Annotated in this window: 17 protein-coding genes; 14 read left to right on the top strand and 3 right to left on the bottom strand. The window is 72.0% G+C overall.

The annotated features are described in order from the left end of the window. The 5 genes from ITI46_RS20120 to moeZ form a co-directional block, all read left to right on the top strand. A partial coding sequence (locus tag ITI46_RS20120; protein WP_209241065.1) for a glycosyltransferase occupies positions 1 to 777 on the top strand: 777 nt, incomplete at its 5' end. After that, positions 774 to 2,186, top strand: coding sequence for a hypothetical protein (locus tag ITI46_RS20115; protein WP_209241070.1), 1,413 nt, complete (start codon positions 774 to 776; stop codon positions 2,184 to 2,186). The genes ITI46_RS20120 and ITI46_RS20115, both read left to right, overlap by 4 nt. A gap of 181 nt (positions 2,187 to 2,367) precedes the next feature. Beyond that, positions 2,368 to 3,435: an SDR family oxidoreductase gene (locus ITI46_RS20110; RefSeq protein WP_209241064.1), complete on the top strand. Its 1,068-nt coding sequence runs from the start codon at positions 2,368 to 2,370 to the stop codon at positions 3,433 to 3,435. Next, entirely contained in the window at positions 3,423 to 4,271 is an 849-nt protein-coding gene (locus ITI46_RS20105; protein WP_209241063.1) for a spherulation-specific family 4 protein, read from the top strand. Before ITI46_RS20110 ends, ITI46_RS20105 begins: the two co-directional genes overlap by 13 nt. A gap of 85 nt (positions 4,272 to 4,356) precedes the next feature. Then, entirely contained in the window at positions 4,357 to 5,535 is a 1,179-nt protein-coding gene (moeZ, locus tag ITI46_RS20100) for an adenylyltransferase/sulfurtransferase MoeZ (RefSeq protein WP_209241062.1), read from the top strand. A gap of 121 nt (positions 5,536 to 5,656) precedes the next feature. On the opposite strand, the gene ITI46_RS20095 is transcribed toward moeZ, so the two are convergent. After that, positions 5,657 to 7,345 carry an alpha/beta hydrolase gene (locus ITI46_RS20095; RefSeq protein ID WP_209241061.1) on the bottom strand — a complete coding sequence of 563 codons (1,689 nt, stop codon included), beginning with the start codon at positions 7,343 to 7,345 and terminating at the stop codon, positions 5,657 to 5,659. A gap of 131 nt (positions 7,346 to 7,476) precedes the next feature. Beyond that, entirely contained in the window at positions 7,477 to 10,473 is a 2,997-nt protein-coding gene (locus tag ITI46_RS20090; RefSeq protein ID WP_209241060.1) for a lysylphosphatidylglycerol synthase transmembrane domain-containing protein, read from the bottom strand. A gap of 176 nt (positions 10,474 to 10,649) precedes the next feature. Between ITI46_RS20090 and ITI46_RS20085 the strand changes: the two genes are divergently transcribed. The 5 genes from ITI46_RS20085 to nudC all read left to right on the top strand — a co-directional run bounded on the left by ITI46_RS20085 (position 10,650) and on the right by nudC (position 20,921). Further along, positions 10,650 to 11,048 (top strand): MGMT family protein, encoded by a 399-nt coding sequence (locus tag ITI46_RS20085; RefSeq protein WP_209241059.1) that lies wholly within the window; start codon positions 10,650 to 10,652, stop codon positions 11,046 to 11,048. Between the two features lie 179 nt (positions 11,049 to 11,227). Next, entirely contained in the window at positions 11,228 to 14,671 is a 3,444-nt protein-coding gene (locus tag ITI46_RS20080; RefSeq protein ID WP_209241058.1) for an ATP-dependent helicase, read from the top strand. An 80-nt stretch (positions 14,672 to 14,751) separates the two neighbouring features. Next, positions 14,752 to 18,288: an ATP-dependent helicase gene (locus ITI46_RS20075; protein WP_209241057.1), complete on the top strand. Its 3,537-nt coding sequence runs from the start codon at positions 14,752 to 14,754 to the stop codon at positions 18,286 to 18,288. 28 nt (positions 18,289 to 18,316) lie between these two features. Next, a complete protein-coding gene (locus tag ITI46_RS20070) occupies positions 18,317 to 19,726 on the top strand; it encodes a dipeptidase (RefSeq protein ID WP_209241056.1) in 1,410 nt (469 codons plus the stop codon). Between the two features lie 283 nt (positions 19,727 to 20,009). Continuing rightward, positions 20,010 to 20,921: an NAD(+) diphosphatase gene (gene nudC / locus ITI46_RS20065; RefSeq protein ID WP_209241069.1), complete on the top strand. Its 912-nt coding sequence runs from the start codon at positions 20,010 to 20,012 to the stop codon at positions 20,919 to 20,921. A gap of 537 nt (positions 20,922 to 21,458) precedes the next feature. Here the strand turns inward: nudC and ITI46_RS20060 are convergent. Next, entirely contained in the window at positions 21,459 to 21,716 is a 258-nt protein-coding gene (locus ITI46_RS20060; RefSeq protein WP_209241068.1) for a mycoredoxin, read from the bottom strand. A 129-nt stretch (positions 21,717 to 21,845) separates the two neighbouring features. Here ITI46_RS20060 and ITI46_RS20055 point away from each other — a divergent pair, with 129 nt between their 5' ends. From ITI46_RS20055 to ITI46_RS20040, 4 genes are all read left to right on the top strand, one after another. After that, the gene (locus tag ITI46_RS20055) at positions 21,846 to 24,116 is read left to right on the top strand and encodes an ATP-dependent DNA helicase UvrD2 (RefSeq protein ID WP_209241055.1); all 2,271 of its coding nucleotides are present in this window, start codon (positions 21,846 to 21,848) and stop codon (positions 24,114 to 24,116) included. A gap of 213 nt (positions 24,117 to 24,329) precedes the next feature. Then, positions 24,330 to 24,602, top strand: a complete 273-nt coding sequence (locus tag ITI46_RS20050) for a hypothetical protein (RefSeq protein ID WP_307808249.1) — start codon at positions 24,330 to 24,332, stop codon at positions 24,600 to 24,602. Positions 24,603 to 24,734: 132 nt separating this feature from the next. Further along, positions 24,735 to 25,103: a WhiB family transcriptional regulator gene (locus tag ITI46_RS20045; protein ID WP_209241054.1), complete on the top strand. Its 369-nt coding sequence runs from the start codon at positions 24,735 to 24,737 to the stop codon at positions 25,101 to 25,103. After that, positions 25,100 to 25,459: a putative WhiB-interacting protein gene (locus ITI46_RS20040; RefSeq protein WP_247746268.1), complete on the top strand. Its 360-nt coding sequence runs from the start codon at positions 25,100 to 25,102 to the stop codon at positions 25,457 to 25,459. Before ITI46_RS20045 ends, ITI46_RS20040 begins: the two co-directional genes overlap by 4 nt. Positions 25,460 to 25,538: the final 79 nt, after the last annotated feature.

The raw sequence follows: 25,538 nt of genomic DNA, 5'->3' as shown, positions 1-25,538 counted from the left end.
CGTGCCGACGGTCCGGGCGGGTGTGCGGGTGGGGCGTGCGGGAACGCGGACGGGGCCCGGGAGCGGGACGGTGCCTACCCGGCGCACTACCGGGCGCTGGCGGCGCGGCTCTTCCCGGTGCGGGAGCCCGGCGAGGAGTGCCCGGTCACCTTCGATGAGGTGGGCAGCCCCGCTGTGCCGACCCTGGCGGACGCCTACGCGCTGGGTGGGGTCGTGGTGCTCTCCAGCGTGGTCGAGGGCTTCCCCGTGCCGTTGGTCGAGGCGATGTTCTGCGGCCGTGCCACGGTCTCCACCGATGTCGGTGCCGCCCTGGAAGTCGTCGGCGGGACCGGCCTCCTCGTCCCGCCGCGCGACCCGCGTGCGCTGGCGGACGCCTGTACGGCACTGCTGCGGGATCCGGCGCGCGCGGCCCGGCTGGGCGCTGCCGCACGGGCGCGAGCGCTGGAGCTGTTCACGGTGCGGCAGAACATCGAGGCGTTCCGCGGCATCTATCTGGAGCTGATGTCGCACCATCCGGTCGGCCGGGAGGAGTCGGCGGCCGAGAGCGCGGCGGGGAGGGACGGGGCACGCCCTTTCGCTCGCCCGGCTGAGTCCTGTCTGCCCGGCCGCTGGGCGGAGGGGCGCCGTACGAGCAGCCGTCCCGCCCGGCGCCCGAGCGGGCCGCGCGCGCCGGGCGGTGGTTCGGGACATGTGCCGAGCTGGGCCCGCACGGAGCGGGGAGAGCGGGCGGAGTGGGCAGCAGTGGGGGCCGATTCGGGGGAGGCGACAGCGCCGTGACAACACCTCCCGCATCTGGTGACCCGGTACGCGTACTGCTGCGCCGGCACCGGGCGCTGTGCGAGTGCGCCGTCGATCCGCTGGAGATCGCCGCCGGCCTGGAAGCCTGCGGGATCACCGACCGGACGGCAGCCCGGTGCCGCCACCGTGATGTCTTCTCCCTCGCGGAAGAGCTGTACGCGCGCGCCCCCGGGGCGGGATCGCGCGCCCCCTTCGCGGGAGTCGGCGCGCAACTGGAGCGCGCGCGCGGGGACAGCACCCATGCGGACAGCACCCAAGCGGACAGCACCCAAGCGGACAGTGCGCACGGGGACGGCGCCGACGCCGGCAGTGCCCCGCGCGCGGATGACGGCGTTTCCGCAAGCCCTATGGGGAGGAAAGGAAGTGAGCGGCAGTTGTGGAGGCCGGAGGGGTGGCGGTTGCCCGACTGGTGTGCGCCGCTCGTCCTTCCGCTGTTGCCGGGACTGCTGTGCTCGGGCACGCTCGCCTGGCTCGTCCTGCTGGGCGACGGCCCCGCGGCTGTGCGGGCGGCCCTGTGCGCCCTGGGCGCGGCTGCTGTGCTGGCGAGCGTACTCGTGGCCGTACGTGTCGTCCCCCGAGTTCCGCGCGCTGCCGGCACGTCCGCGTTCCCTACAGCGCTGTTTCTGTGCGCCTGTTGGCTGACCGGATACGCGCTGTACGGCGACTGGCTGCTGGAACAGCTGCTCAGCGGCGGGCCCGAATTCCCGGGAGACGTGCCCCGCACGCCTTCGCCCGCTGTCCCGTTGGGACTCACGCTGGCTGTCGCGCCCGCCCTCTGGTGTGCGCGAGGGTTCGCCCTGGCGGCGCGGCGCAGGCTGGCGGGCTGTCGCAGTCTGGGGGAGTTCGCCTCGGGAGTGCGGCCCCTGCTGGCGCTGGCCGTGTGCGCCGTCGCGGTGAGTCTTCCGGTGCTCCAGTGGGCGGCTCGGCTGCTCGTCGCCGGTCCGCTCGCACTGTCCGGCGCTCATGGTGCTTCCGGCGCTTCTGGTACTTCCGGTGCTGCTGGCAGCAATTCCGGCGTCGTCGGCGTTCCCGGTGACGGCCCGGACTCCCTGATTCCGGCGCACTGGGGCGCGGCTGCGGGCGCGGCCGCTCTCGGCGTGCTGCTGTTCGCCGCCCTGCTGCTGGCCGCGCACGGGTTCCGGCACGCGGCCACGGCCGGCCTCGCCGCGGCCTGCGTACTGGAGGCGGTGCCGCTGCTCTGCGTACTGGCCGCGCGGCTGCCCCGGCTCGCGGCGCCGGCCCGCCCTGTGGAGGCGCTGGTTGCGCACCAGGGTGTGGCGGCCGTCCCTCTCGCCGTCTGCGGCTGTGCGGCGCTCGTTCTGCTGGCGTACGCCGCCACTGTGCTGGCCGGCGCCTCGGCACACCACCGGGAGGGGGCGCCGGCATGAGCGCACGCGCCCTTCCGGCCCCACGTTCCGGCACGGGCTTATGGACCCGCCCGTGCGACACCGACAAGGAGCAAGACCCGATGACCCATGCTCAGTTGGCACCCAGTGGCACGACCGGACGACAACCGCACGCCGGCGTGCGACGGCGTCCGGCTCCGCTCTCGTCCGTGGGGGTCGCACGATGAGAGTCCTGCTGCTGGGCGCCAGCGGATACCTGGGCCGTTTCGTCGCCGACCGGCTGCTGGCCGACCCCGCCGTGCAGCTGACCGCTCTCGGCAGGAGTGACGAGGCCGACGTCCGCTTCGACCTGTCCACCGGCAGCCCGGGCGCCCTCACCCGCTTCCTGGACGCCGTCCACCCGGGTGTCGTCATCAACTGCGCCGGGACCACCAGGGGCAACGGGCGCGAACTGATCCGGCACAACGTGGTCGCCACAGCGGCCGTCTGCGAGTCGCTGCGCCGCAGTGGCTGCGGCGCCCGCCTGGTGCACGTCGGGTGTGCTGCCGAGTACGGGCCCTCCCAGCTCGGCTCCTCCACCGGTGAGGATGCGGTGCCGCGCCCGGGAGGGCCGTACGGCGTGAGCAAGCTGGCCGGCACCGAACTGGTCCTCGCCTCCGGGCTGGACGCGGTCGTGCTGCGGGTCTTCTCGCCCATCGGCCCCGGCACCCCCGCCGGTTCGCCGCTGGGACGGGTCGCGGAGGCGATGCGGCGGGCGATGCAGCAGGGCGACAGCGAGCTGAAGCTGGGCGGGCTGAGCGTGCAGCGCGACTTCGTGGACGTACGGGATGTCGCACGGGCCGTGCACGCGGCCTCTCTCTCGGCTGCGCAGGGCATCGTCAACATCGGCACCGGGCGGGCCGTGCGGCTGCGGGACGCCGCCTCACTGCTGGCCCGCGTCGCCGGGTACGCGGGCGCCGTACACGAGCAGGGCGGCGGACCGGCGGGCCAGGGAGCGGGCGAGGGGCACCCGGCGGGTGTCGCAGGGGTCGCAGGAGGCCCGGGAGGCATGGCGGCAGCCGGGCTGGGCGGCAACGCGCCCGTCATCCCCGCGCAGACGCACGGCGGCCAGGCGGCGCCCGTCCATCCTCCGCAGCCGCCGCAGCCCGCTTCGTATCCGTATCCCGACGGCTGCGGAGCCTGGCAGCAGGCGGATGTCCGCACGGCGCGCGACCGGCTCGGCTGGCGCCCCCGGATCGGCCTGGAGGAGTCGCTGGCCGACATCTGGATGGAGGCGGCATGCCGTATCTGACAACACCTCCGGGGCAGGTCCGGTTGGCTGGTGCCGGCAGTGGAGCGGTCAGACAGCGGCTGGGGCTCGGCGTGCCGGGCTGTGCGCACCCGATGCTGGCGCCCATGGAGTGGGCGGAGCTCTCCAGACCCGGACTCGGGGCCCGTCCGGGGCCGGGTCTCGCCGGGGGGCCGTTGCACTGGGTGGTGCTGGACATTTCGGACGGGCCGGGTACGCGGCCCGACCCGTTCTGCGCTCCTGCGGCGGCCGCGCTGCAGTCGGCAGGCGTTGCCGTACTGGGCCGTCTTGAGATGCGAGACGGCGTACGGACATTCGGCGAGCTGGTCTCCGAGGCGCACCGGTTCCTCGACTGGTACCGGGTCGACGGCTTCTATCTGGCGCACTGTCCCGGCGACCCCGGCCGGCTGCGGCATGTGCAGCGGCTCACCGCGACCCTGCGCGCCCTGTGCGGCGGGGCCGGCAGCGGGCACGGCGGACATGCGTACGGCGGCGGGGCGCGCACCGGACACCTGGTGCTGGCCCACGGCCATCACCCGTGCCCCGAGTATCTGGAGTGTGCGGACCAGATGGTCACCTATGCCGGAAGCTGGGGGGACTACCGCTGGTCACAGGCCGAGGAGTGGACCGCGGCCCATCCCGCCGAGCGCTTCTGCCACCTGGTGCACTCGCTGCCGCACACGCATCTGGAGGAGGCGCTGCGGATCGCCCGCTGGCAGGGCGCGGGAACCGTCTGCTTCACGGACCGGACCCGTGCCAGGGGCCAGGACCCGTGGGCGGCCCTGCCCGGCTACTGGGACGAGATCGTCTCGTGCCTTGGACCAGGTGTCTCGGAATGAGATAGCCCGTGGCAGTGTTACGAGAGGAACAGCCCGCCCCCGGGCGGGTGACTTCCCGCACGTTCCACCGACCATCGGAGTCTCCGTGTCACTGCCACCCCTGGTCGAGCCAGCCGACGAGCTCACCGTCGACGAGGTCCGCAGGTACTCACGTCACCTGATCATCCCGGATGTCGGGATGGACGGTCAGAAGCGGCTCAAGAACGCGAAGGTCCTCTGTGTGGGCGCGGGCGGACTCGGTTCGCCCGCCCTGATGTATCTCGCGGCCGCCGGTGTCGGGACGCTCGGCATCATCGAGTTCGACGAGGTCGACGAGTCCAACCTGCAGCGGCAGATCATCCACAGCCAGTCGGACATCGGCCGGTCGAAGGCGGAGTCGGCCAAGGACACTGTGCTGGGCATCAACCCGTACACCCAGGTCAACCTGCACCAGGAGCGGCTCGACTCCTCCAATGTGATGGAGCTGTTCGCCCAGTACGACCTGATCGTGGACGGTACGGACAACTTCGCCACCCGCTACCTGGTCAATGACGCCTGCGTGCTGCTGAACAAGCCGTACGTGTGGGGCTCGATCTACCGCTTCGACGGCCAGGCAAGCGTCTTCTGGAGCGAGCACGGGCCGTGCTACCGCTGCCTGTACCCCGAGCCCCCGCCGCCCGGCATGGTGCCGAGCTGCGCCGAGGGCGGAGTGCTGGGCGTGCTGTGCGCCTCCATCGGCTCGATCCAGGTCAACGAGGCGATCAAGCTGCTGGCCGGCATCGGTGACCCGCTGGTCGGCCGACTGATGATCTACGACGCCCTGGAGATGAACTACCGCCAGGTCAAGGTCCGCAAGGACCCCGACTGCGCGGTCTGCGGGCCGAACGCCACGGTCACCGAGCTCATCGACTACGAGGCGTTCTGCGGTGTCGTCTCCGACGAGGCACAGGAGGCCGCCGCAGGCTCCACGATCACTCCCAAGCAGCTCAAGGAGTGGATCGACGACGGTGAGAACGTCGACATCATCGATGTGCGGGAGCCGAACGAGTACGAGATCGTCTCGATCCCCGGCGCGCGGCTGATCCCCAAGAACGAGTTCCTGATGGGCAACGCGCTCCAGGACCTGCCGCAGGACAAGAAGATCGTCCTGCATTGCAAGACGGGTGTCCGCTCCGCGGAAGTCCTCGCTGTGCTGAAGAACGCCGGGTTCGCCGACGCGGTGCACGTCGGCGGCGGTGTCATCGGGTGGGTCAACCAGATCGAGCCGGAAAAGCCGGTCTACTGAGCCGCCGGGTCGGGAGGCCATTGGGGGTCCCGTGGCTGGGACGTCCCACAACGGAGGGGCGGCACGGTCGGATTCGCCGACTGTGCCGCCCCTCGCGCCTGCTGTCGGTCCCGCTGTCCGGTCAGCCGCAGCTGGTGCCGTCCTTCGGGATCCGGCCGCGCAGCAGATAGCTGTCGACGACCTTGCGGACGCAGGGGTTGCGGCTGTCGTAGGCGCCGTGGCCCTCGCCCCTGTAGGTGACCTCGACGCCCACTTGGTCGCCCAGCTTCTCCTTCATCGCCCGTGTCCCCCCGTACGGGGTGGCCGGGTCGCCCGTCGTGCCGACCAGGAGGATCGGCTTCGACCCGGTGGCCCGCACCGGGGGCGTCGTCCACCTTCCCCGGACCGGCCAGTCGTGGCACGAGGTCAGCCCCCAGGCGGACATCGGCCCGAAGACCGGTGACGCCTCGGCGAAGTCGGTCAGCCTGCCCTTGATCTGCCGCGTGCCGTAGCGCTCCTTGTTGTCGGCGCAGCTGATGGCCGTCAGCGAGGACTGCAGCGTGCTGTAGGTGCCGTCCTGGTTGCGCCCGTTGAGCGCGTCGGCGAGCAGCAGCAGTGTGGAGCCGTCGCTGTCCACCAGTGCCTCTTCCAGCCCCTGGGTGAGCAGATCCCAGGTCTCCTTGGCGTACAGCGCCTGTGCGATGCCGCCCTCGGCCAGTGCCTCGGTGAGTTTGCGGCCGCTGTCGGTGGGCATAGGCTCGGCGTCCAGACCGGCCAGCAGATCGGTGATGCGCTCCTTGCCCTCCGCCGGGTCCTCGCCGACCGGACAGTCCTCGCCGCGTGCCGTGCAGTGCTTCAGGAAGTTGTCGAGCGCCAGCTGGAAACCGCCGCTCTGGCGGAGCGAGCTCTGCTCAGGGGTGGCGCTGGGATCGACCACGGCGTCGAAGACCGCGCGGCCCACATGCCGCGGGTACAAGTGCGCGTACACGCCGCCCAGTTCGGTGCCGTAGGAGATGCCGAAGTAGTGCAGCTTCCGGTCGCCGAGCACATGCCGCATCAGGTCCATGTCGCGTGCTGTGTTCTCGGTCGTCAGGTGCGGCAGCAGCGCGCCGGCCCGTTTCTCGCAGCCCTTGGAGAAGGTTTTCTGGCGGGCGAAGAGGCGGCGCTCCTCCGCGTCGGTGTCCGGTGTCCAGTCGGCGGCGAAATAGGCGTCCAGTTTCCTGTTGCTCAGACAGCTGACGCCCTCGCTGCGGCCCACGCCCCGCGGGTCGAAGCTGACGAGGTCGTAGCGGCCGCGCAGCTTCTCGTAGTCCTGGGCGAAGGACGGGAGAGTGGCCACCCCGGAGCCCCCGGGCCCGCCGAAGTTGAACAGGAGCGACCCGATGCGCTTGCCACCGCCCTTGCGCTCACGGACGCGGATCATCTCGATCCCGAGGGTCTTGCCCTTGGGCTTGCTGTAGTCCACCGGCACCCGCAGTGTCGCGCACTCCCAGCGTCCCCCTCCGGGCGGCGGGGAGGGGGAGCCGACGTCGGTGCCCTGCGCCGCGTTCGGCGCCGGACAGGGCGACCAGTGCGGCTGTTGCCGGGTGAGCGAGTCCGGGAGGGCGGGGGTACGGCCTGAGGCGGTGTTGCCGGGAGAAGGGCTGGTGGACGGCTCCGAGGGGGAGCGGGAGGCGCTCTCGGAGGCGGCCGAGCTGGACTCGCCGCTCGGCCGGGCCTCGCTCTTCCTGGTGCTGTCCGCGTCGCTGCCGCAGCCGCTCGTCACGGCTGCGGTCACTATGAGCGCCGCTATGAGGGCGGCACCCGGCCGCAGCGTGCGGGAATGGCCCATGAGACGTCCTCCCGACAGACAGTGGGACGTTCATCGTGCGGAGTTCACCGCACCGCGGCGCGCTGTGTGGTGCGTACGGGTGGTTGTGCGGCGGGCTGGGGCCGCACGGGTGCGCGGGGCCCGGGCCTCGGCTAGAGCGCGCCCTTGCGGGTCAGCTGGGTGAACGACAGCCAGCCGGGCAGCACCGGCATCCAGAGGGTCAGCAGCCGGAACAGCAGCACCGCGGGGGTCGCCACCTCCTTCGGCACCCCGAAGGCGATGAGCGCGGCGATCAGCGCCGCCTCGACGGCGCCCAGGCCGCCGGGGGTGGGCGCCGCGGAGCCCAGCGCGTTCGCGGTCAGGAAGACGACGGCGAGGTTGGCGTAGCTCGTCTCGTGGCCGAAGGCCCGTACGCACGAGTCCAGGCACATCACGAAAGCCAGCGTCAGCAGCAGCATCCCCAGCACACCGGTGAGCAGCTTCTGCGGGCGCTGCACCACGTCCAGCATCCGGGGCACCACACCGGCGAACAGCGAGCGCACCCGGTTCGAGACGAACCGGCGCAGCGCGGGCACCGCTGTGACGATGAGCGCCAGTACCGCAGCGGTCAGCAGTCCCGCGATGACGGCGCGGGACGGCGAGAGGGTGGGCGTGTGCTCGGTCCCTGTGATGTAGCCGAACAGCATCAGCAGCGTGATGTGGCTGCCGAGGCCGAACAGCTGGGAGGCGCCGACACTCGCCACCGCGTGGCCCGGCCGCACTCCCGCGCGCTGGAGGAAACGGGCGTTCAGCGCCACACCGCCGACCGCCGCAGGGGCGACGAGTTTCACGAAGGAGCCCGCCACCTGTGCCTGCACGGTCCGCCACCAGGAGACTTTTTCCGGTACGAATCCCAGCAGTGACATCGCCGCGAACACGTACGTCAGTCCGGAGAAGAGCACCGCACCGCCGACCCAGGCCCAGTTCGCGCTGAGCACCTTGTCGAGCGGTACCTGGGAGAGCTGGGTGAGCAGGAAATAGGCGGCCAGTGTGCCCGCGATGAAGCTGACCAGGGTGCGCGGTTTGATCCGCTCCAGGCGTGCGGGCTCTATGGGCGCCTGCGGCCTGATCCGCAGCACCTGTTGCCGGATCTGGGCGAGCAGATCCTCCTCGCGAGCCTCCTCCAGCGCCTCGTCTATCGCCTTCTTCTCGGCGTTCTTCTCCGCCCGTAGCGACTTGCGGTGTGCGCGCCCCCCGGCCGGCTGCTCGGCGGCCTCCTCCCGCGTCCTGGCGCTCCTGCGCGCGCGGGACGCCTGGATGACGGCCTCACGCTCGCGCTGGGCGCGCTCCTTGGCGAGGCGCCGCAGCGTCGTACGGGTGCTGCGGCTGAGCGCGATGGGCTGGAGCAGCGGCAGGCTGTCCGCCATGGCGTCCGGGCCCAGCACGTCCACGCCGGTCGCCACGGCACGCTGGGCGCCCACCCGCAGCCCCAGCGTCGTCAGCAGCTGGGCGACGTCCATCCGCAGGATCAGATCGCCGGCCGCGATCTCACCGCCCCGCAGATCGGTCAGGTAGACGGCGCCGGAGCGGTCCACCAGCAGCGCGTCCCCCACCAGTCTGCGGTGTGCGATACGGCGCGACTGGAGCGCCTCGACCTGCCGCCAGGCCGCGCGCATCAGCTCGTCGGTGATCTCGTCGTCCGGCAGCGCGTCCAGGCTGCGGCCCCCGATGTGCTCGTAGACGAGCATCACGGCGTCCGGTCCGAGCTCCGAGGTGGCGATCAGCCGGGGCGCGTTGGCGCCCGCTGAGATGGCCGCGTAGGCGAGCAGCGCCTCCTGCTCCAGCGCTTGGCGCAGCGACTGGAGGCTGCGCCGCTGGGTGATTCCGCGCAGCGCCAGCCGGCGCCAGACTCGGTAGAAGAATCCCTGTGCCTGCTGCTCGCGGTCGACGACGGTGACATCGAGCGGCGGCCCGTCCTCCAGGGTTACGCGGTAGCGGCGTCCCCGGTCGTTGTGGTCGCGCCGGTCGGCCTCGCCCGCCTCCTCGACCCGCTGTGCGCTGACGGGCCTGAAACCGACCCTGCGCAGCCCCGCGAGCAGCGTCTGTCCGGTCGGTCTGACGTTCGGGGTGCCGACCGCGTACAGCGTGCCGTAAGCGACGGTCCAGCCGATCAGGATGGTCACCACGATGGAGAACGCCGTCGTGTATCCCGGCACCAGCACAGCGGTCGCGTTCAGCAGCAGTACGCCCCACAGCACCACCCGCCAGCGCGGGCGGCGCGCCATGCCGACCGCCGTCATATAGGCGATCACGGGCGCCAGATAGCTGTGCACCGGAGTGGTGGCGTCCTGCGGGGTGATCGCCTTGGTCAGCGCGTCCCGGATCGAGTCGGGCGCCGCCTGCGCGACCCACAGGTCCACGGCGAGGGAGGCTCCGTGTGCGAGGACGGCGGCCAGCACGCCGTCGGCGATCCGCAGCCCGTCCCGTTTGATCAGCCGTTCGATGGCGAACGCCACGGGGACGAGCAGCACCGCGATGCTGGATGCCAGCCCGGTCAGGCTGATGAGCAGGTCGGGCGCTTCCGCCGTGCCCTTGTCGATGTCCTGTTCGAGCCCGGCGGTGGTGCCGTGCGCGAAGTTGGCGATGACGAGCACCAGTGCGATGCCCAGCAGACCGAGCACCATCCGCAGCAGGTCGGAGGGGCGGTGCACCCGCGCCGAGAGCAGTGGTTCGTCGCTCTCGATCTCGATACGGTCCCCCTCCGCGCCGCTCCCCGGCCGCTCCCCGGGGTCCGGCTCCTCGCCTGACGGGTTGTCGTGCGGCGGGTTGTCGTGCGGTGGGTCGTCGTCCGAAGAGTTGTCGTCCGGCCCGTTGTCGTACGACGGGTCGTCGTCCGGCCCGTTGTCGTGCGGCGGGTTGTTGTCCGGTGCGTCGTCCGGTGCGTCGTCCGGTGTGTCTGGCTCCTCGCGGTCCGAGCTGTCGTGTTCCGGGTCCTTGCCGGACGGGTTCCCGCCGGGCGGGCCTTCGCCGGCGGCTTGCTGGTCGGCGTTCTGCTCGGCGTCCCCGGGAGTGCGGGCGTGGGCAGCGCTTTCAGCGGCAGGTGCGCCCTCCTTGCGGGGCTTGTCACCGTGCCGCTGTCCTGCTGCCGTCTCGTCCTGGTCCCGTATCACTCGTCACCGCCCGGAAGATGGTGGCATGTGCGAAGGGGTGCCGGGACCACGAGGGGGCATTCCGGGGATGTGAGGGACGAATCGGCAGCCGTCCGTGACAACCTGCGAACGGCCGTTCGAGGGTGCGGGTGGGCATCGTGCCCCGGTTGTCGGTGGCATGGGGCACCATGGCCCGCATGCCTGGAGATCCCCGAGCCGAGGAGCTGCCCGAAGGCGCCGCCGTGCACGGTGCGTCGGACGTGCCCACGCTGCCCGATTACGCGGAGCGCGTACTGGAGGTCGCCGAGCTCATTCCGGCCGGGCGGGTGATGACCTACGGGGACATCGCCGAATGGCTGGAGGAGGGCGGGCCACGTCAGGTCGGCCGGGTGATGGCGCTGTACGGCGGCGCCGTCCCCTGGTGGCGTGTGGTGCGCGCGGACGGTGTGCCGTTGCCCGGGCACGAGCGCGAGGTGCTGGCGCACTACCACGCGGAGGGCACTCCGCTGCGCGAGCCCACGGCCGCCTCCCGCCGCCAGGGGCACACCCCGCGCATCGACATACGCCGGGCCCGCTGGGACGGGAAGGCCGGGTGACCCCGCGCTGCGGCTCCTCACAGTTCCCAGCTTCCGCCATGCCCACGGACCCCATGCGCTGGACAGTCCGTACGGAGTACAGCAGCCGTACGGGGTACGGGAGCGATGCGCTGCGGCACGTGTGTGCGCTGGCGTAGCGTCTGTACCACTCCGCACAGACTTCCCCCTAGGCGATCCACGTGAGTTCCTCCCTTACTGCCGAAACGCATCGACGGCCCCGCGGGCCCGGTGCGTACCGGCTGGTGCGCTCCGTGGCCGAACGGGCCGATCTCCCTGCCTCTGACGCGGCGCAGCGCGCTGTGGTTGACCACCGTGACGGCCCGCTGCTCGTCCTGGGGGGACCCGGAACCGGCAAGACGGCCACCCTCGTCGAAGCGGTCGCCGCGCGCGTGCGGGAGGGCACGGATCCGGAGCGCATTCTGGTACTGACCTTCAGCCGGAAGGCCGCCGTCGATCTGCGCGACCGGATGACGGACCGGCTCGCACAGGAGACAGCGCCCGCCCGGCTGCCGCGGCAGACGGCCCGCGCGGGCTCCGTCGGCGGTGTCCCGCGCGCCCCCCAGGCGACGACGTTCCACTCGTACTGCTACGCACTGGTGCGCGCCCACCAGGACGCCGATCTGTTCGCCGAGCCGCTGCGGCTGCTCACCGGGCCCGAACAGGATCTGCACATCCGCGAGCTGCTGGAAGGCCAGCTGGAACTGGAGCGCCAGGGGCGTGCGCCGGTGCGCTGGCCTGAGGAACTGCGCGCCTGCCTGACGACCAGGGGATTCGCCGACGAGGTCAGGGCAGTCCTGGCACGCAGCCGCGAGCTGGGCCTGGGCCCTTCGGCCCTCGACGCCTTCGCCCGGCGCGCAGGCCGCCCCGACTGGCGTGCAGCGGCCGGGTTCTTCGCCGAGTATCTGGACGTACTGGATATGCAGGGAGTGCTCGACTACGCGGAACTGGTGCACCGTGCCGTCCTGCTCACCCGGCAGGAGGAGATCGCGGCCCGGCTGCACGGCGCCTACGACGCGATCTACGTCGACGAGTTCCAGGACACCGACCCCTCCCAGGTGCGACTGCTGCGCGCTCTGGCGGGTGGCGGAGTACGCACCCTGGTGGCGTTCGGCGACCCGGACCAGTCCATCTACACGTTCCGCGGCGCCGACGTGAACGGCATCCTCGACTTCCCCGGCACCTTCCGGCAGCGCTCCGGCGCCCCCGCGCCCGTCCGCGTACTGCGTACCGCCCGGCGCTCCGGCGCCCGGCTGCTGGCCGCCACCCGCGAGCTGACGGCCCGGATGCCGCTCACCCGCCTCCCCACGGAGGCCGTCCGCGCCCACCGTGCTCCCCGGCCGGACCCGCGGCCGTCCGACTCTGCCGCCGGCCCGCAGGGCGGCCGGGTCGAGGTGTTCACCTATCCGAGCGCCGGCGCCGAACTGGACAACATCGCCGATCTGCTGCGCCGCGCCCACCTCGAAGACGGCCTCCCCTGGGGCGAGATGGCGGTACTGGTGCGCGCAGGCGGGCGCTCCCTGCCCGTCGTACGGCGCGCTCTCATCTCCGCCGGGGTGCCGGTCGAGGTGGACGGCGACGACGTGCCGCTGCGCCAGGAGCCCGCCGTCGCGCCGCTGCTGATGGCACTGCGGGTGGCGGCCATCGGCGCTTTGGGGGAGCACATCACGCTCGACACCGAGACGGCCCTGACGCTGCTGACCTCGCCCCTCGGCGGTATGGACGCCGCCGACCTGCGCCGTCTCGGCCGGGCGCTGCGCGAGGAGGAGCGGGCGGCGGGGGCCAAGGTGCCGCGCCCCTCCGACGTGCTGCTGGCCGAAGCACTCGCCGAGCCCGAACGGCTGGTCGCCCACACCCCGCACTCCGCCGGCACAGCCGCAGCGCCCGCCGGGAGGTCCGTGGAGGGCGCGCACAGTCTCGGACTGCTGCTGCGCAAGACCCGCGAACTGCTCGCCGGCGGCGGCACGGCGGAGGAGGCCCTGTGGGAGCTGTGGAACGGCACCGGCTGGCCCGACCGGCTGGAGCGGGCCGCGCGCCGCGGCGGTCCCTCCGGCCGCAACGCGGACCGCGATCTGGACGCCGTCTGCACCCTGTTCGCCGTCGCGGCGCGCGCCGAGGAGCGCGGCGGCGGCCGGGGGGCGCTCAACTTCCTGGACGAACTGGAAGCCCAGGACATCGCCGCCGACACGCTCGTCCAGCGCGCTGTACGGCCCGCTGCCGTACGGCTGATGACCGCGCACCGCGCCAAGGGACGGGAGTGGCGGCTGGTCGTCGTCGCAGGGGTGCAGGAGGGCCTGTGGCCCGATCTGCGGCGGCGCGGCTCGCTCCTGGAGGCGGACCGTATCGGCAGGGACGGCATCGCCGAGCCGCTGTCGCCGGGGGCGCTGCTGGCCGAGGAGCGGCGGCTGTTCTACGTCGCCACGACCCGCGCCACCGAGCGGCTTGTCGTCACGGCGGTCCGTGCCCAGGCGGAGGACGGTGACCAGCCCTCGCGCTTCCTGACCGAACTGGGCGTCGAGCCGCAGCCGGTCGGCAGCCGCCCGCGCCGCCCGCTGTCGGTGCCGGCGCTCGTCGCGGAGCTGCGCGCCACCACTGTGGACCCTGCGGCCTCACCCGCGCTGCGGGACGCCGCTGCGCGGCGGCTGGCCAGGCTCGCCGCCGAGCGTGACGAGGAGGGCTACCCCCTCGTTCCGGCGGCACACCCGCAGCGCTGGTGGGGGCTGGCCGAGCCGACCCGTTCCGGCGTACCGCTGCGCGAACGGGACGCGCCTGTCGCACTGTCCGGCAGCGCACTGGAGCAGCTGGCCCACACCTGTTCCCTCCAGTGGTTCCTGGCCCGGGAGGTCAAGGCCGACGAGCCGGCCACTGCTGCGCAGGGCTTCGGCAATGTGGTGCACGTACTGGCCGACGAGGTCGCCTCGGGCAGCAGCCCGGCCGATCTGTCGGTGCTGATGGAACGGCTGGACGCGGTCTGGGACGGGCTGGCCTTCGACGCGCCGTGGAAGTCGCGGCAGGAGAAGGAGAGCGCCCGTGCCGCACTGGAGCGCTTTTTGCGCTGGCATGTCATCGAGCGCGGAGAGGGCCGCGAGCTGGTAGGCAGTGAGCACGGGTTCGAGGTCACGCTGCACGCGGGGGAGAACGCCGTACGGATCCGGGGCAGCATGGACCGCGTCGAACGGGACGCCCAGGGGCGCGCGTATGTGGTCGATTTCAAGACAGGCCGCACCCGCCCCACCGGTCCCGAGGTCGAGCGCCACCCGCAGCTCGCCGTCTACCAGCTCGCCGTACGGGAGGGAGCGGCCGACGCCCTCTTCGACGGGGCGCGCCCTGAGCCGGGCGGTGCCGAACTGGTGCACCTGCGGCTCGGCGCCGCCCAGCGCGACGGCGGGGATCCGCTGCCGGTCATCCAGCGCCAGGAGGCGCTGCCGGGGGCAGGGGAGGCCGGCTCCGGGGCGGAGGAGGCCGAGGGCGGTACGGGCGGCGACTGGGTGGGTGAGCTGCTGGCCACCGCCGCGGCCCGGGTCCTCGACGAGCGCTTCACCCCCTCGCCGGGCCAGCACTGCACGCACTGCTCCTTCCGCGCCGCCTGCTCGGCCCGCCCCGAGGGCCGCCAGATCGTCGAGTAGGCCCGCCCGGGCCGTCGGTCCGGGTCCGGGCCTCCGGGGCCCGGGATGATCTGTCAGCCGCGAGCGCTAGCGTCATACGAGTGCCCGCACAGCTCACCGACCCCGCACAGCTCACCGAGCTGCTGGGTATCCCGTTCACGCCGGAACAGACGGCCTGCATCACCGCGCCGCCTGCTCCGCAGGTGATCGTGGCCGGTGCCGGCTCGGGCAAGACCACCGTCATGGCGGCCCGCGTGGTCTGGCTGGTGGGCACCGGACAGGTCGCACCCGACCGCGTCCTCGGGCTGACGTTCACCAACAAGGCGGCAGGCGAGCTGTCCGAGCGCGTACGCAAGGCGCTGCTGCGCGCCGGAGTGACCGACCCCGACCCGGCGGTGCCCGGCACGGCAGTGTCCAGCCCGGGGGCACCTGGCAGCGTCCCCGGCGGCGCCGAGCCGGGAGAGCCGCAGATCTCCACGTACCACGCATTCGCCGGGCGGCTGCTGACCGAGCACGGGCTGCGCCTGGGCCTGGAGCCGACCGTACGGCTGCTGGCGGACGCCACCCGGTTCCAGCTGGCGGCCGGGGTGCTGCAGGCGGCGCAGGGCCCCTTCGAAGCGCTCACCAAGTCCGTGCCGGCGCTCGTGGAGGACCTGCTCGCACTCGACGCCGAGCTGTCCGAACACCTCGTCACCCCCGAGGAGCTCCGCGCATACGACGCGGAGCTCCTCGAGAGCCTGGAGGGCGCCCGGCTGACCAACGAAAAACTGCGCAAAGTACCTCAGGCGACCCGGGCCCGGGACGAACTGCTCGGCCTTGTCGAGGAGTACCGCGCCCGAAAGCAGTCCCAGGAGCGGACCGATTTCGGCGACCAGATCGCACTGGCCGCACAGCTCGCCGGTACGCCGGAGGTGGGCCGGGCGCTGCGCGAGCAGTTCTCCGTCGTCCTGCTGGACGAGTACCAGGACACCTCCGTCGCCCAGCGGGTGCTGCTAGCCGGGCTCTTCGGACAGGGCACAGGACATCCCGTCACCGCGGTCGGCGACCCCTGTCAGGCGATCTACGGCTGGCGCGGCGCCTCCGTGGCCAACCTGGACGACTTTCCGCAGCACTTCCCGCACGCCGACGGCACCCCGGCCCGCCGCCAGTCGCTGAGCGAGAACCGGCGCAGCGGCGGGCGTCTGCTGCACCTCGCCAACGGGCTGGCCGCGCCGCTGCGGGAGCGCCACGAGGGCGTCGAAGCGCTGCGTCCCGCACCCGGCGCCGAGGGGGAGGGCCGGGTCCGCACAGCGCTCCTTCAGACGCAGTCCCAGGAGATCGCCTGGCTGGCCGACTCCCTCGCACATCTGGTGCGCACCGGCACCCCGCCAGGTGAGATCGCCGTACTGTGCCGCAGCGCGACGGACTTCGCCGAGATCCAGGGCGCACTGGTGGAGCGCGATCTGCCCGTCGAGGTCGTCGGTCTGTCCGGACTGCTGCACCTGCCGGAGATCGCCGACCTGGTCGCCGTCTGCGAGGTGCTGCAGGACCCCACGGCAAACGCCGCACTGGTGCGCCTGCTGACCGGACCGCGCTGGCGGATCGGCCCGCGCGATCTCGCACTGCTGGGACGCCGCGCCGCGCTGCTCGTGGCGCATCAGCGGGTCAGCGCCGGTGACGACCTGGACGAGCGGCTGGCCGCGGCGGTCGAGGGAGCCGACCCGACCGAACTGCGCTCACTGTCGGACGCTCTGGACACCTTTCTGGAGGCCGACGGCTACGACGACGAGCTGCCCTTCTCGCCGCAGGCGCGAGTCCGCTTCGCACGGCTCGCCGCCGAACTGCGCGACCTGCGGCGCTCGCTGGCCGACCCCCTGATGGACGTACTGCACCGGGTGCTGAGCGTCACCGGGCTGGAGGTCGAGCTGGCCGCCTCCCCGCACGCGGTGGCGGCCCGGCGGCGCGAGACGCTGGGCCAGTTCCTCGACATCGCAGCGGGCTTCGCCTCGCTGGACGGTGAGGCCACACTGCTGGCCTTCCTCGCGTTTCTGCGTACTGCTGCGCAGTACGAGAAGGGGCTGGACAGTTCACTGCCGGGCGGCGAGAACACGGTGAAGGTACTGACGGCGCACAAGTCCAAGGGGCTGGAGTGGGACGTGGTCGCGGTGCCGGGCCTGGTCGCCAAGCAGTTCCCCAGCGAGCAGGCGCGCGAGAGCTGGCTCACCCAGCCCAAGGTGCTGCCGCATGCGCTGCGCGGCGATGCCGCGACCCTGCCGCCTCGGCCCGAGTGGAACGCCAAGGGCCTCAAGGCGCACGAGAACGCACTGCGCGCCCATCAGGCCACCGAGGAGCTCCGGCTCGGCTACGTCACCTTCACCCGCCCCCGCCGCCTGCTGCTGGGCTCGGGCCACTGGTGGGGCCCCTCCCAGAAGCGTCCCCGCGGCCCCTCCGCCTTCCTGGAGGCCCTGCGCGCCCACTGCGAGGCCGACCCGGCGCACGGCGAGGTCGAGCACTGGGCGGATCCGCCGGAGGAGGGCGCGGCCAACCCCGCGCTGGAGGAGCCCACCGAGGAGCGCGTCTGGCCGCTGCCCCTGGACGAGGGCGCCCTGGCGATGCGGCGTGCTGCGGCCGGGCGGGTCCTGTCGTACCTGGAGGCGGCGGAAGAGCCCACGTCCGCGGAGCGCGCCAAGGAAGAGCGTGCCCAGGAAGAGCGGGCCCACGGGGAACTCACCCCCGAAGAGCCCGCCCAGGAGGAGCCCGCCCCAGAAGAGCCCGCTCTCGAACAGCCCGCCCCCGGGGAACTCACCCCGGAGGAGGCCCGCCTGGTCGCGGCCTGGGACCGCGACCTGGAGGCACTCACCGGCGAGCTGCGCCGCTCCCGCGCGGCGGTGCGCGACGTACCACTGCCGCGCGCTCTCAGCGCCTCCCAACTGCTGCGCCTGGCCGCCGACCCCGAGAGCTTCGCCCGAGAGCTGGCCCGCCCCATGCCGCGCCCGCCGCAGCCGGCCGCAGCGCGCAGGGGCACCCGGTTCCACGCCTGGGTGGAGTCCCGCTTCGAAGAACTGCCGCTCCCTCTGCTCGGCCCCGATGAACTGCCCGGTGCGGACGGCGAAGGCCCCCACGGCAGTGAGCCGCCCCACATCACGGACGAGCGGGATCTGGCAGCCCTCAAGGAGGCGTTCGAGCGGACCCCGTACGCGCACCGGACGCCCTACCGCGTCGAGGCGCCCTTCCAGCTCGTCCTGGCCGGGCGGGTCATCCGGGGCCGGATCGACGCCGTCTACCGGGACCGTGCGCCGGACGGGAGTGTGACGTTCGACATCGTCGACTGGAAGACTGGCCGCGGCCAGGACGCCGACCCGCTCCAGCTGGCCGTCTACCGCCTTGCCTGGGCCGAACAGGAAGGCGTGCCGCTGTCCTCTGTCGGCGCGGCATTCCTGTACGTACGCAGCGGCGAGCTGGTGCGACCGGAGCCGCTGCCCGACAGGGCGGCGCTGGAGCGGCTGCTGCTGCGCAACACAGCGCCGGACGACGAGGAAGCCCTCCCGGAGAACGGCCTCCCAGAGGAAGCCCTCCCGGAGGAAGCCCTCCAGGAGGACGCCGAGCCGTCCCCGTACGCCTCTCCTGACGATCAAGGAAACCATCCGACCGACAGCTGATCTCCCCTGGCCCGTTAGGCTCGAAGGCATGAGCACCACCCCGGCTCCCCCGGACAACGCCGTCCGGACCTTCATCCACGACCAGCGTTCCGCCTTCCTCGCCGACCTGTCCGACTGGCTGCGCATACCCTCCGTCTCCGCCGATCCGGGGCGCGCGGGCGACGTCCGGCGCAGCGCCGACTGGCTCGCCGCAGCCCTGCGCAGCACGGGCTTCCCCGTGGCGGAGGTCTGGGAGACCGAGGGCGCGCCCGCCGTCTTCGCCGAGTGGCCCTCCGAGAACCCGGCGGCACCCACCGTGCTCGTCTACGGTCACCACGACGTGCAGCCCGCCATCCGCGACGACGGCTGGCACAGCGAACCCTTCGAGCCCGAGGAGCGCGACGGACGCCTGTACGCGCGCGGCGCCGCCGACGACAAGGGTCAGGTGCTCTTCCACACCCTGGGCCTGCGCGCCCATCTGGCCGCCACCGGACGCACCGCACCGGCCGTGGGCATCAAGCTGCTGATCGAGGGCGAGGAGGAGTCCGGCTCCCCGCATTTCCCCGCACTGCTGCGCACCTACGCCCAGCGCCTGGCCTGCGACGCCGTGGTCGTCTCCGACACCGGCATGTGGAACGAGGAAACGCCCACAGTCTGCACCGGCATGCGCGGACTCACCGACTGCCAGATCGACCTGTACGGCCCCGCCCAGGACGTGCACTCCGGCTCGTTCGGCGGCGCGGTGCCCAACCCGGCGACCGAGGCCGCCCGGCTCGCCGCCGCACTGCACGACGAGGACCGCCGGGTGACGCTCCCCGGCTTCTACGACGGACTGGTGGAGCTCACCGAGGAAGAGCGTGCCCTCTTCGCCGAGCTGCCCTTCGACGAGGAGGCCTGGCTGCGCACGGCCCACTCGAAGGCCACGCTGGGCGAGCGCGGCTACACCACACTCGAACGCGTCTGGGCCCGCCCCACGGCCGAGGTGAACGGCATCAGCGGCGGCTACCAGGGCCCCGGCGGCAAGACGATCGTGCCGGCGCGTGCGGAGCTGAAGCTGTCCTTCCGTACCGTCGCAGGACAGGACGAGGAAAAGATCCAGCAGTCGCTGCGCGAATGGGTCGCCGCCCGGCTCCCCGCGGGCATCCGGCACGAGATCACCTTCTGGGGCGCCACCCGCCCCTGCCTCACCCCGCTGGACCACCCCGCACTGCGCTCGCTCACCCGTGCCATGGAGCGCGCCTTCGGGAAACAGGTCCTCTTCACACGCGAGGGCGGCTCGGGCCCCGCCGCCGATCTGCGGGACGCTCTGGGGGTGCCCGTGCTCTTCCTCGGGATCTCTGTTCCGTCGGACGGCTGGCACGCCCCCGACGAGAAGATCGAACTCGACCTGCTGTTCAAGGGCGCCGAGACAGCCGCGTACCTGTGGGAGGACCTCGCGGCACACTGGAGCGCAGCCTGAACCCGCACGCGCCCGCCAGGACCCGCCTCAGAGCCGACGCACCGACCGACTCACGAACGCTCGCCAACCGCCCCCCGACCCGGCCGCCGGGCGGGGAGCCCCGACCCAGGGGGAGTAGGAAGCAGAAGTGACCATCCCGACCTCGACCGACCGCACCGACGACGAGACCGCCGGGTCCGGCAACCCCACAGGCACCCCCGGCGAGACCGGGACCGCTGCGCCCGCGACCGGTGCCGCGCCCGCGACCGGTGCCGCCGCTCCCGCGTCCGCCACCGACCGGCCCATCAGCCTCACCAGCACCGGTGGCATCGACCGCGCCTCCCACCACCGGCTGGACGAGGCATGGCTGGCAGCCGCCTGGAGCCACCCGAGCACCCGCGTATTCGTGGTCTCCGGCGGACAGGCGCTGATCGAGGACAAGGAGGACGGCACGACGGAACTCGTCATGATGCCGTCCTTCGACGCGCCCTTCACCGAAGCCCACCGCTACTTCCTGGGCATCGACGAGGAGGGCGTGCGCTATTTCGCGCTCCAGAAGGACTCGCTGCCCGGCCGGATGGACGACATCGCCCGCCCGGCCGGACTGCGCGAGGCAGGCGTCCTGCTCTCCGACCGCGACAGCGAACTGATGGTGCACGCCATCGGCCTGGAGAACTGGCAGCGCACCCACCGCTTCTGCTCCCGCTGCGGCGAGCGCACCGTCATCGCAGCCGCGGGACACATCCGCCGCTGCCCGGCCTGCGGAGCCGAGCACTACCCGCGCACCGACCCCGCAGTGATCATGCTGGTCACCGACGACCAGGACCGGGCACTGCTGGGCCGCCAGGTGCACTGGCCGGAGGGCAGATTCTCCACCCTCGCGGGCTTCGTGGAGCCGGGCGAGTCCCTGGAGGCGGCAGTGCGCCGCGAGGTCGCCGAGGAGGCGGGCGTGGCCGTCGGCCCCGTCACCTACATCGCGAGCCAGCCCTGGCCGTTCCCCTCCAGCCTGATGCTGGGCTTCATGGCACGTGCCACCTCCCCCCGGATCCAGGTGGACGGGGACGAGATCGAAGAGGCCCGCTGGTTCTCCCGCGACGACCTGCGGGCCGCAATCGAGTCCGGTGAGGTGCTGCCGCCCTCGGGAATCTCGATCGCGGCCCGCCTGGTCGAACGCTGGTACGGACAGTCGCTGCCGCAGCCCCGCCGCCACGACTGAGACGGCGGGCAGGCCGGATCTCCCGTGCGACGATGACCCCACCTCGGCGAACAGGGCTTCGGCTACGGACCCGACCTGCGGACCCACCTCGTTACAGGTGTTCAGCCGGCTCCACAAGCGTGCTCCCACTCGTCGGGGCTGGGCATCCGCAGGCCACGAGCCGCGAGAACAGCCGGCATGTCAGCAGGCAACTCGGTCAGGTTCTCGTCCTCCACAGCCATGAGCCCAGTGGCCAAGACGACGCTCCTGCGGGGGCGGCGAGTCGGAGTGTGGCGGCTACGGTCACATGCTTGCGTGGCTTCGCCTGGCCACCGCCAATCGCAACCCGTCCATGACCGAGTTCGTGTACGGCCCGGACGGTGAAGACCTCTGCGAGGACTTCCCCACGCGGCCTGTGCTCACGCTGGGAACCTGTGGCGTCACCACGCGCTCAGAGCTTCTGCGCCCAGCACACGCACAGAGCTTCCGCCCTCAGCGCTCCGGCACACAAAACCCCCGATCAGCATCAGGCTGGTCGGGGGTTGCGTCTCGCGAGGGTCAGGCGCCCAGCGCCTGCTTCACCTGGGCAAGGCTCGGGTTCGTCATGACGACCTCAGCACCACCGTTGGAGGGAACTACCTGAACGGTCGGCACCGTCTGGTTGCCGCCGTTCGCCTTCTCCACAAAGGCCGCCGAGTCCGGGTCCTGCTCGATGTTGATCTCGGTGTACGCGATGCCCTCGCGATCCATCTGGCCCTTCAGCCGACGGCAGTAGCCGCACCAGGTGGTGCTGTACATCGTCACAGTGCCCGTCATCTTCTCCATCGCTCCTTCTCTCGTCCGGTGCGTCCAGTGAACGCGCGACGGCCCCCGCGCATTCCACCCGGGGGCACCCCCACCCGGAGAGCAAACCGGAGGAACCCCGAGGACAAAGTTGTATGACTAATGCGGCCGGGCTGTGGACAGCCGTGCCCCGGCTCCGGACGGGGCTGGCAGCATGGCGGGGTGACAGCAGCAACGGACTCCACTCTCTTCCCGCAGGTTCCCGACTCTGCCGACGCGGTGCTCGAAGGGCTCGACCCCGAGCAGCGCGAGGTGGCGACGACCCTGCAAGGTCCGGTATGTGTGCTGGCCGGTGCGGGCACCGGGAAAACCAGAGCCATCACCCACCGGATCGCCTACGGCGTCCGGGCCGGCATCCTGCCCCCCACCGGAGTGCTGGCCGTCACCTTCACCCAGCGCGCCGCCGGAGAGATGCGCGGCCGACTGCGCCAGCTCGGCGTCCAAGGCGTCCAGGCCCGCACCTTCCACTCAGCCGCGATGCGCCAGCTCCAGTTCTTCTGGCCCCACGCGATCGGCGGCGAGCTGCCACCGCTCGTGGAACGCAAAGCCTCGCTCGTCGGCGAAGCCGCCAACCGCTGCGGGGTCCGGCTCGACCGCACCGAACTGCGCGACATCACCAGCGAGATCGAGTGGGCCAAGGTCACCCAGACGGTGCCCGATGACTACGCGGCCGTCGCCGCGGAAGCGGGCCGCCAAGCCCCCCACGACCCCGCCGAGATCGGCCGCATCTACGACCTCTACGAGCAGCTCAAGCGCGAGCGCTCATTGATCGACTTCGAGGACGTGCTGCTGCTGACCGTCGGCATCCTCCAGGACCGTCCGGCGGTCGCCGACAAAGTCCGCGGCCAGTACCAGTACTTCGTCGTGGACGAATACCAGGACGTCAGCCCCCTCCAGCAGCGGCTGCTGGAACTGTGGGTGGGTGAGCGGGAGAACCTGTGCGTGGTCGGCGACGCCAGCCAGACCATCTACTCCTTCACCGGCGCCACCCCCGACCACCTCCTCGACTTCCGCACCCGCCACCCGAGCGCCACGGTCGTGAAACTCGTCCGCGACTACCGCTCCAGCCCTCAGGTGGTCCACTTCGCCAACGGACTGCTCGCCCAGGCCCGCGGCCGCGCCGCCGAACACCGCCTGGAGCTGATCTCCCAGCGCGAGCCCGGCCCCGAGCCGGTCTGCTCCGAGTTCGCCGACGAACCGGGCGAGGCCGAGGCCGTGGCCCGCCGCATCCGCGATCTCATCGGCTCCGGCGTCCCCGCCAGTGAAATCGCCGTGCTCTACCGGATCAACGCACAGTCCGAGATCTACGAACAGGCCCTCGCGGGCCTCGGCGTCCCCTGCCGGCTCCGCGGCGCCGAGCGCTTCTTCGAACGGCCCGAGGTGCGCGAGGCGTTCGTGGCGCTGCGCGGAGCCGCCAGAGCCGGCAGAAACGACGCGCTGCTGGACGACGCCGTCGACCTGCCCTCCCAGGTCCGCGCCGTGCTGGGCACCAAGGGCTGGAGGGCAAAGGCCCCCGCCGGATCCGGGGCCGTCCGGGACCGCTGGGAATCCCTGGCAGCCCTCGTCCAGCTGTCCATGGACTTCGACGCCGCCCACCCCGGGGCCACCCTCACCGATCTCGTCGCGGAGCTCGACGAACGGGCCAGAGCCCAGCACGCCCCCACCGTCGACGGCGTCACCCTCGCCTCGCTGCACGCGGCCAAGGGACTGGAATGGGATGCCGTCTTCGTGGTCGGCCTCACCGACGGCATGCTGCCGATCACCTATGCCAAGACCGAGGAGCAGATAGAGGAAGAGCGCAGACTCCTCTACGTCGGCATCACCCGCGCCCGCCGCATCCTCAACCTCTCCTGGGCCCTCGCCCGCTCCCCGGGCGGCCGCCCCAGCAGAGAACCCAGCCGCTTCATCAAGGGCCTGCGCCCCGGCACCACCGCGGACGCCCCCCGCACCGGAGCCGTCAGCGGCAGCATCACCGGCGGCCGGGTCGAGCGCAGCCCGTCCGGCAGCCGGGAGCGCGTCCGCCGGGCCCTGGCCCGCTGCCGGGTGTGCGGGCGCTCACTGACCGACCCGGGCGAGGTGAAACTGATGCGCTGCGAGGACTGCCCCTCGGAGCTGGACGAGGTGCTGTACGAGCGACTGCACCAATGGCGCGCCCGGCAGGCCGCGTTGCTGCGGCAGCCGGACTACTGCGTCTTCACCGACAAGACCCTCCTCGCCATCGCCGAGGCCGTCCCCGGCGACGAGGCGGCGCTCTCCCGGATCTCCGGGGTGCGCGCCCGCAAGCTCCAGCAGTTCGGTGCCGACGTGCTCGCCCTGTGCGCGGGCGAGGAGCTTCCGGCAGCCTCCGACCAGGACGCCGAACACCGCGAGTGACCTGGAACCGAGGGCCGTCGGCGCTCTGTCACAGAAGCTGTGACAGAAAGCCGCGAAAAATAGTTTGCGCGCGCCGCACGGAGCCTCATAGCCTTCCGGACATGGCGAGGGCGGGGCTTTTCGCTCCACCTCTTCCATGCTGTACTAAGTCCTGAACATATCCGGACCGGCCTTGCGGCGGGTCCCCGAGACGCCGAGAGGAGGCGGAGACCAGTGGCCACGATCATTACCCAGCTGAAAATGACCGATCACTCGGTCATTCCCACCTGCCTGCTCGGCTCCCGCCTTCACGGCACCGGTCTGTCCGGCGTCGCGCTCGGCGGCAATGAGCGACCGACCAAGGCACCCGAGGTAGCAGCACAGGCACAGGCAGCGGCCTTTGCCAGCAGCTCCGCGGCCAACGGTGCCGGCGAAGGACGCCAGAAGACGCAGCGCTACACCCTGTGGGCCTTCCGTGGCCTCCGACCCTGGAGAGATCCAGCCTGATCGGCAAGATCAGGTCGGCACCTTCCAGGGCCGCGGAACCCACACCGGGATCCGCGGCCCTTCTGTTTGCCCCGACCGGCCACCAGCCGGCCCGACACGACAACAGACATTCGACAGACAGGAAGAACCGAAGTGCACACCGAGACGCACCCCGACACGTTGCGCCCCGCGCCTTCTCTGCCGCCTGATCCCACCACGGAGGACTCCTTGACCGCCCCGCAGATCACCCTCACCGAGCTCGACGACGCCATCGAGCGGCTCGGCGTCGATGTGCCCTGCCGCTCCTACGACCCGGAGGTCTTCTTCGCCGAGTCCCCCGCGGACGTCGAGTACGCGAAGTCCCTCTGCCAGACCTGCCCGCTGCGTGAGGCCTGCCTCGCCGGCGCCAAGGACCGCCGCGAGCCCTGGGGTGTCTGGGGCGGCGAGCTGTTCGTCCAGGGCGTCGTCGTTCCCCGGAAGCGTCCGCGGGGGCGTCCGCGCAAGAACCCGGTGACGGCATGAGCTCCCGTCGTCATGGATCGCCCGCCCGCCGCAAGGCGGTTGCCGGAACGATCGACAGCCCGTCGGCGCTGGACCCGCGCACGCGCCACCTCACGAAGCAGGACCCGACGATGACACCCATCCACGAGACCACCGCCCGCACCCACTCCGACGCGACAGTCGTCCGTCAGAACAGGACCCGCGACATGCAACTCATGCCAGAAAGTTTGGCGAGAGCACAGATACAGGACAGGTTGCACGAGGCCGAATCAGAACGGAGGGCGCTGCGGCTGAAGTCCGCGCGCCGCCTCCAGCGCCGGGCCGAACGCGCCACCCTCCGCGCGCGCCGCGCCCTCGCAATGGCCGTGATGCAGTGACCGTGACCTGAACCACCGGAGAGCCGGGGCGATCGCCCCGGCTCTCTGCTTTTGAGGTTCTTTGGGCGCGGCTTGCTTC

It is taken from the genome of Streptomyces oryzae (assembly GCF_017676365.1).
Taxonomy (GTDB): Bacteria; Actinomycetota; Actinomycetes; order Streptomycetales; family Streptomycetaceae; genus Streptomyces; species Streptomyces oryzae.
Note: the sequence above shows the minus strand (reverse complement) of the source record. Positions and strands in the feature narration are given on the sequence as shown.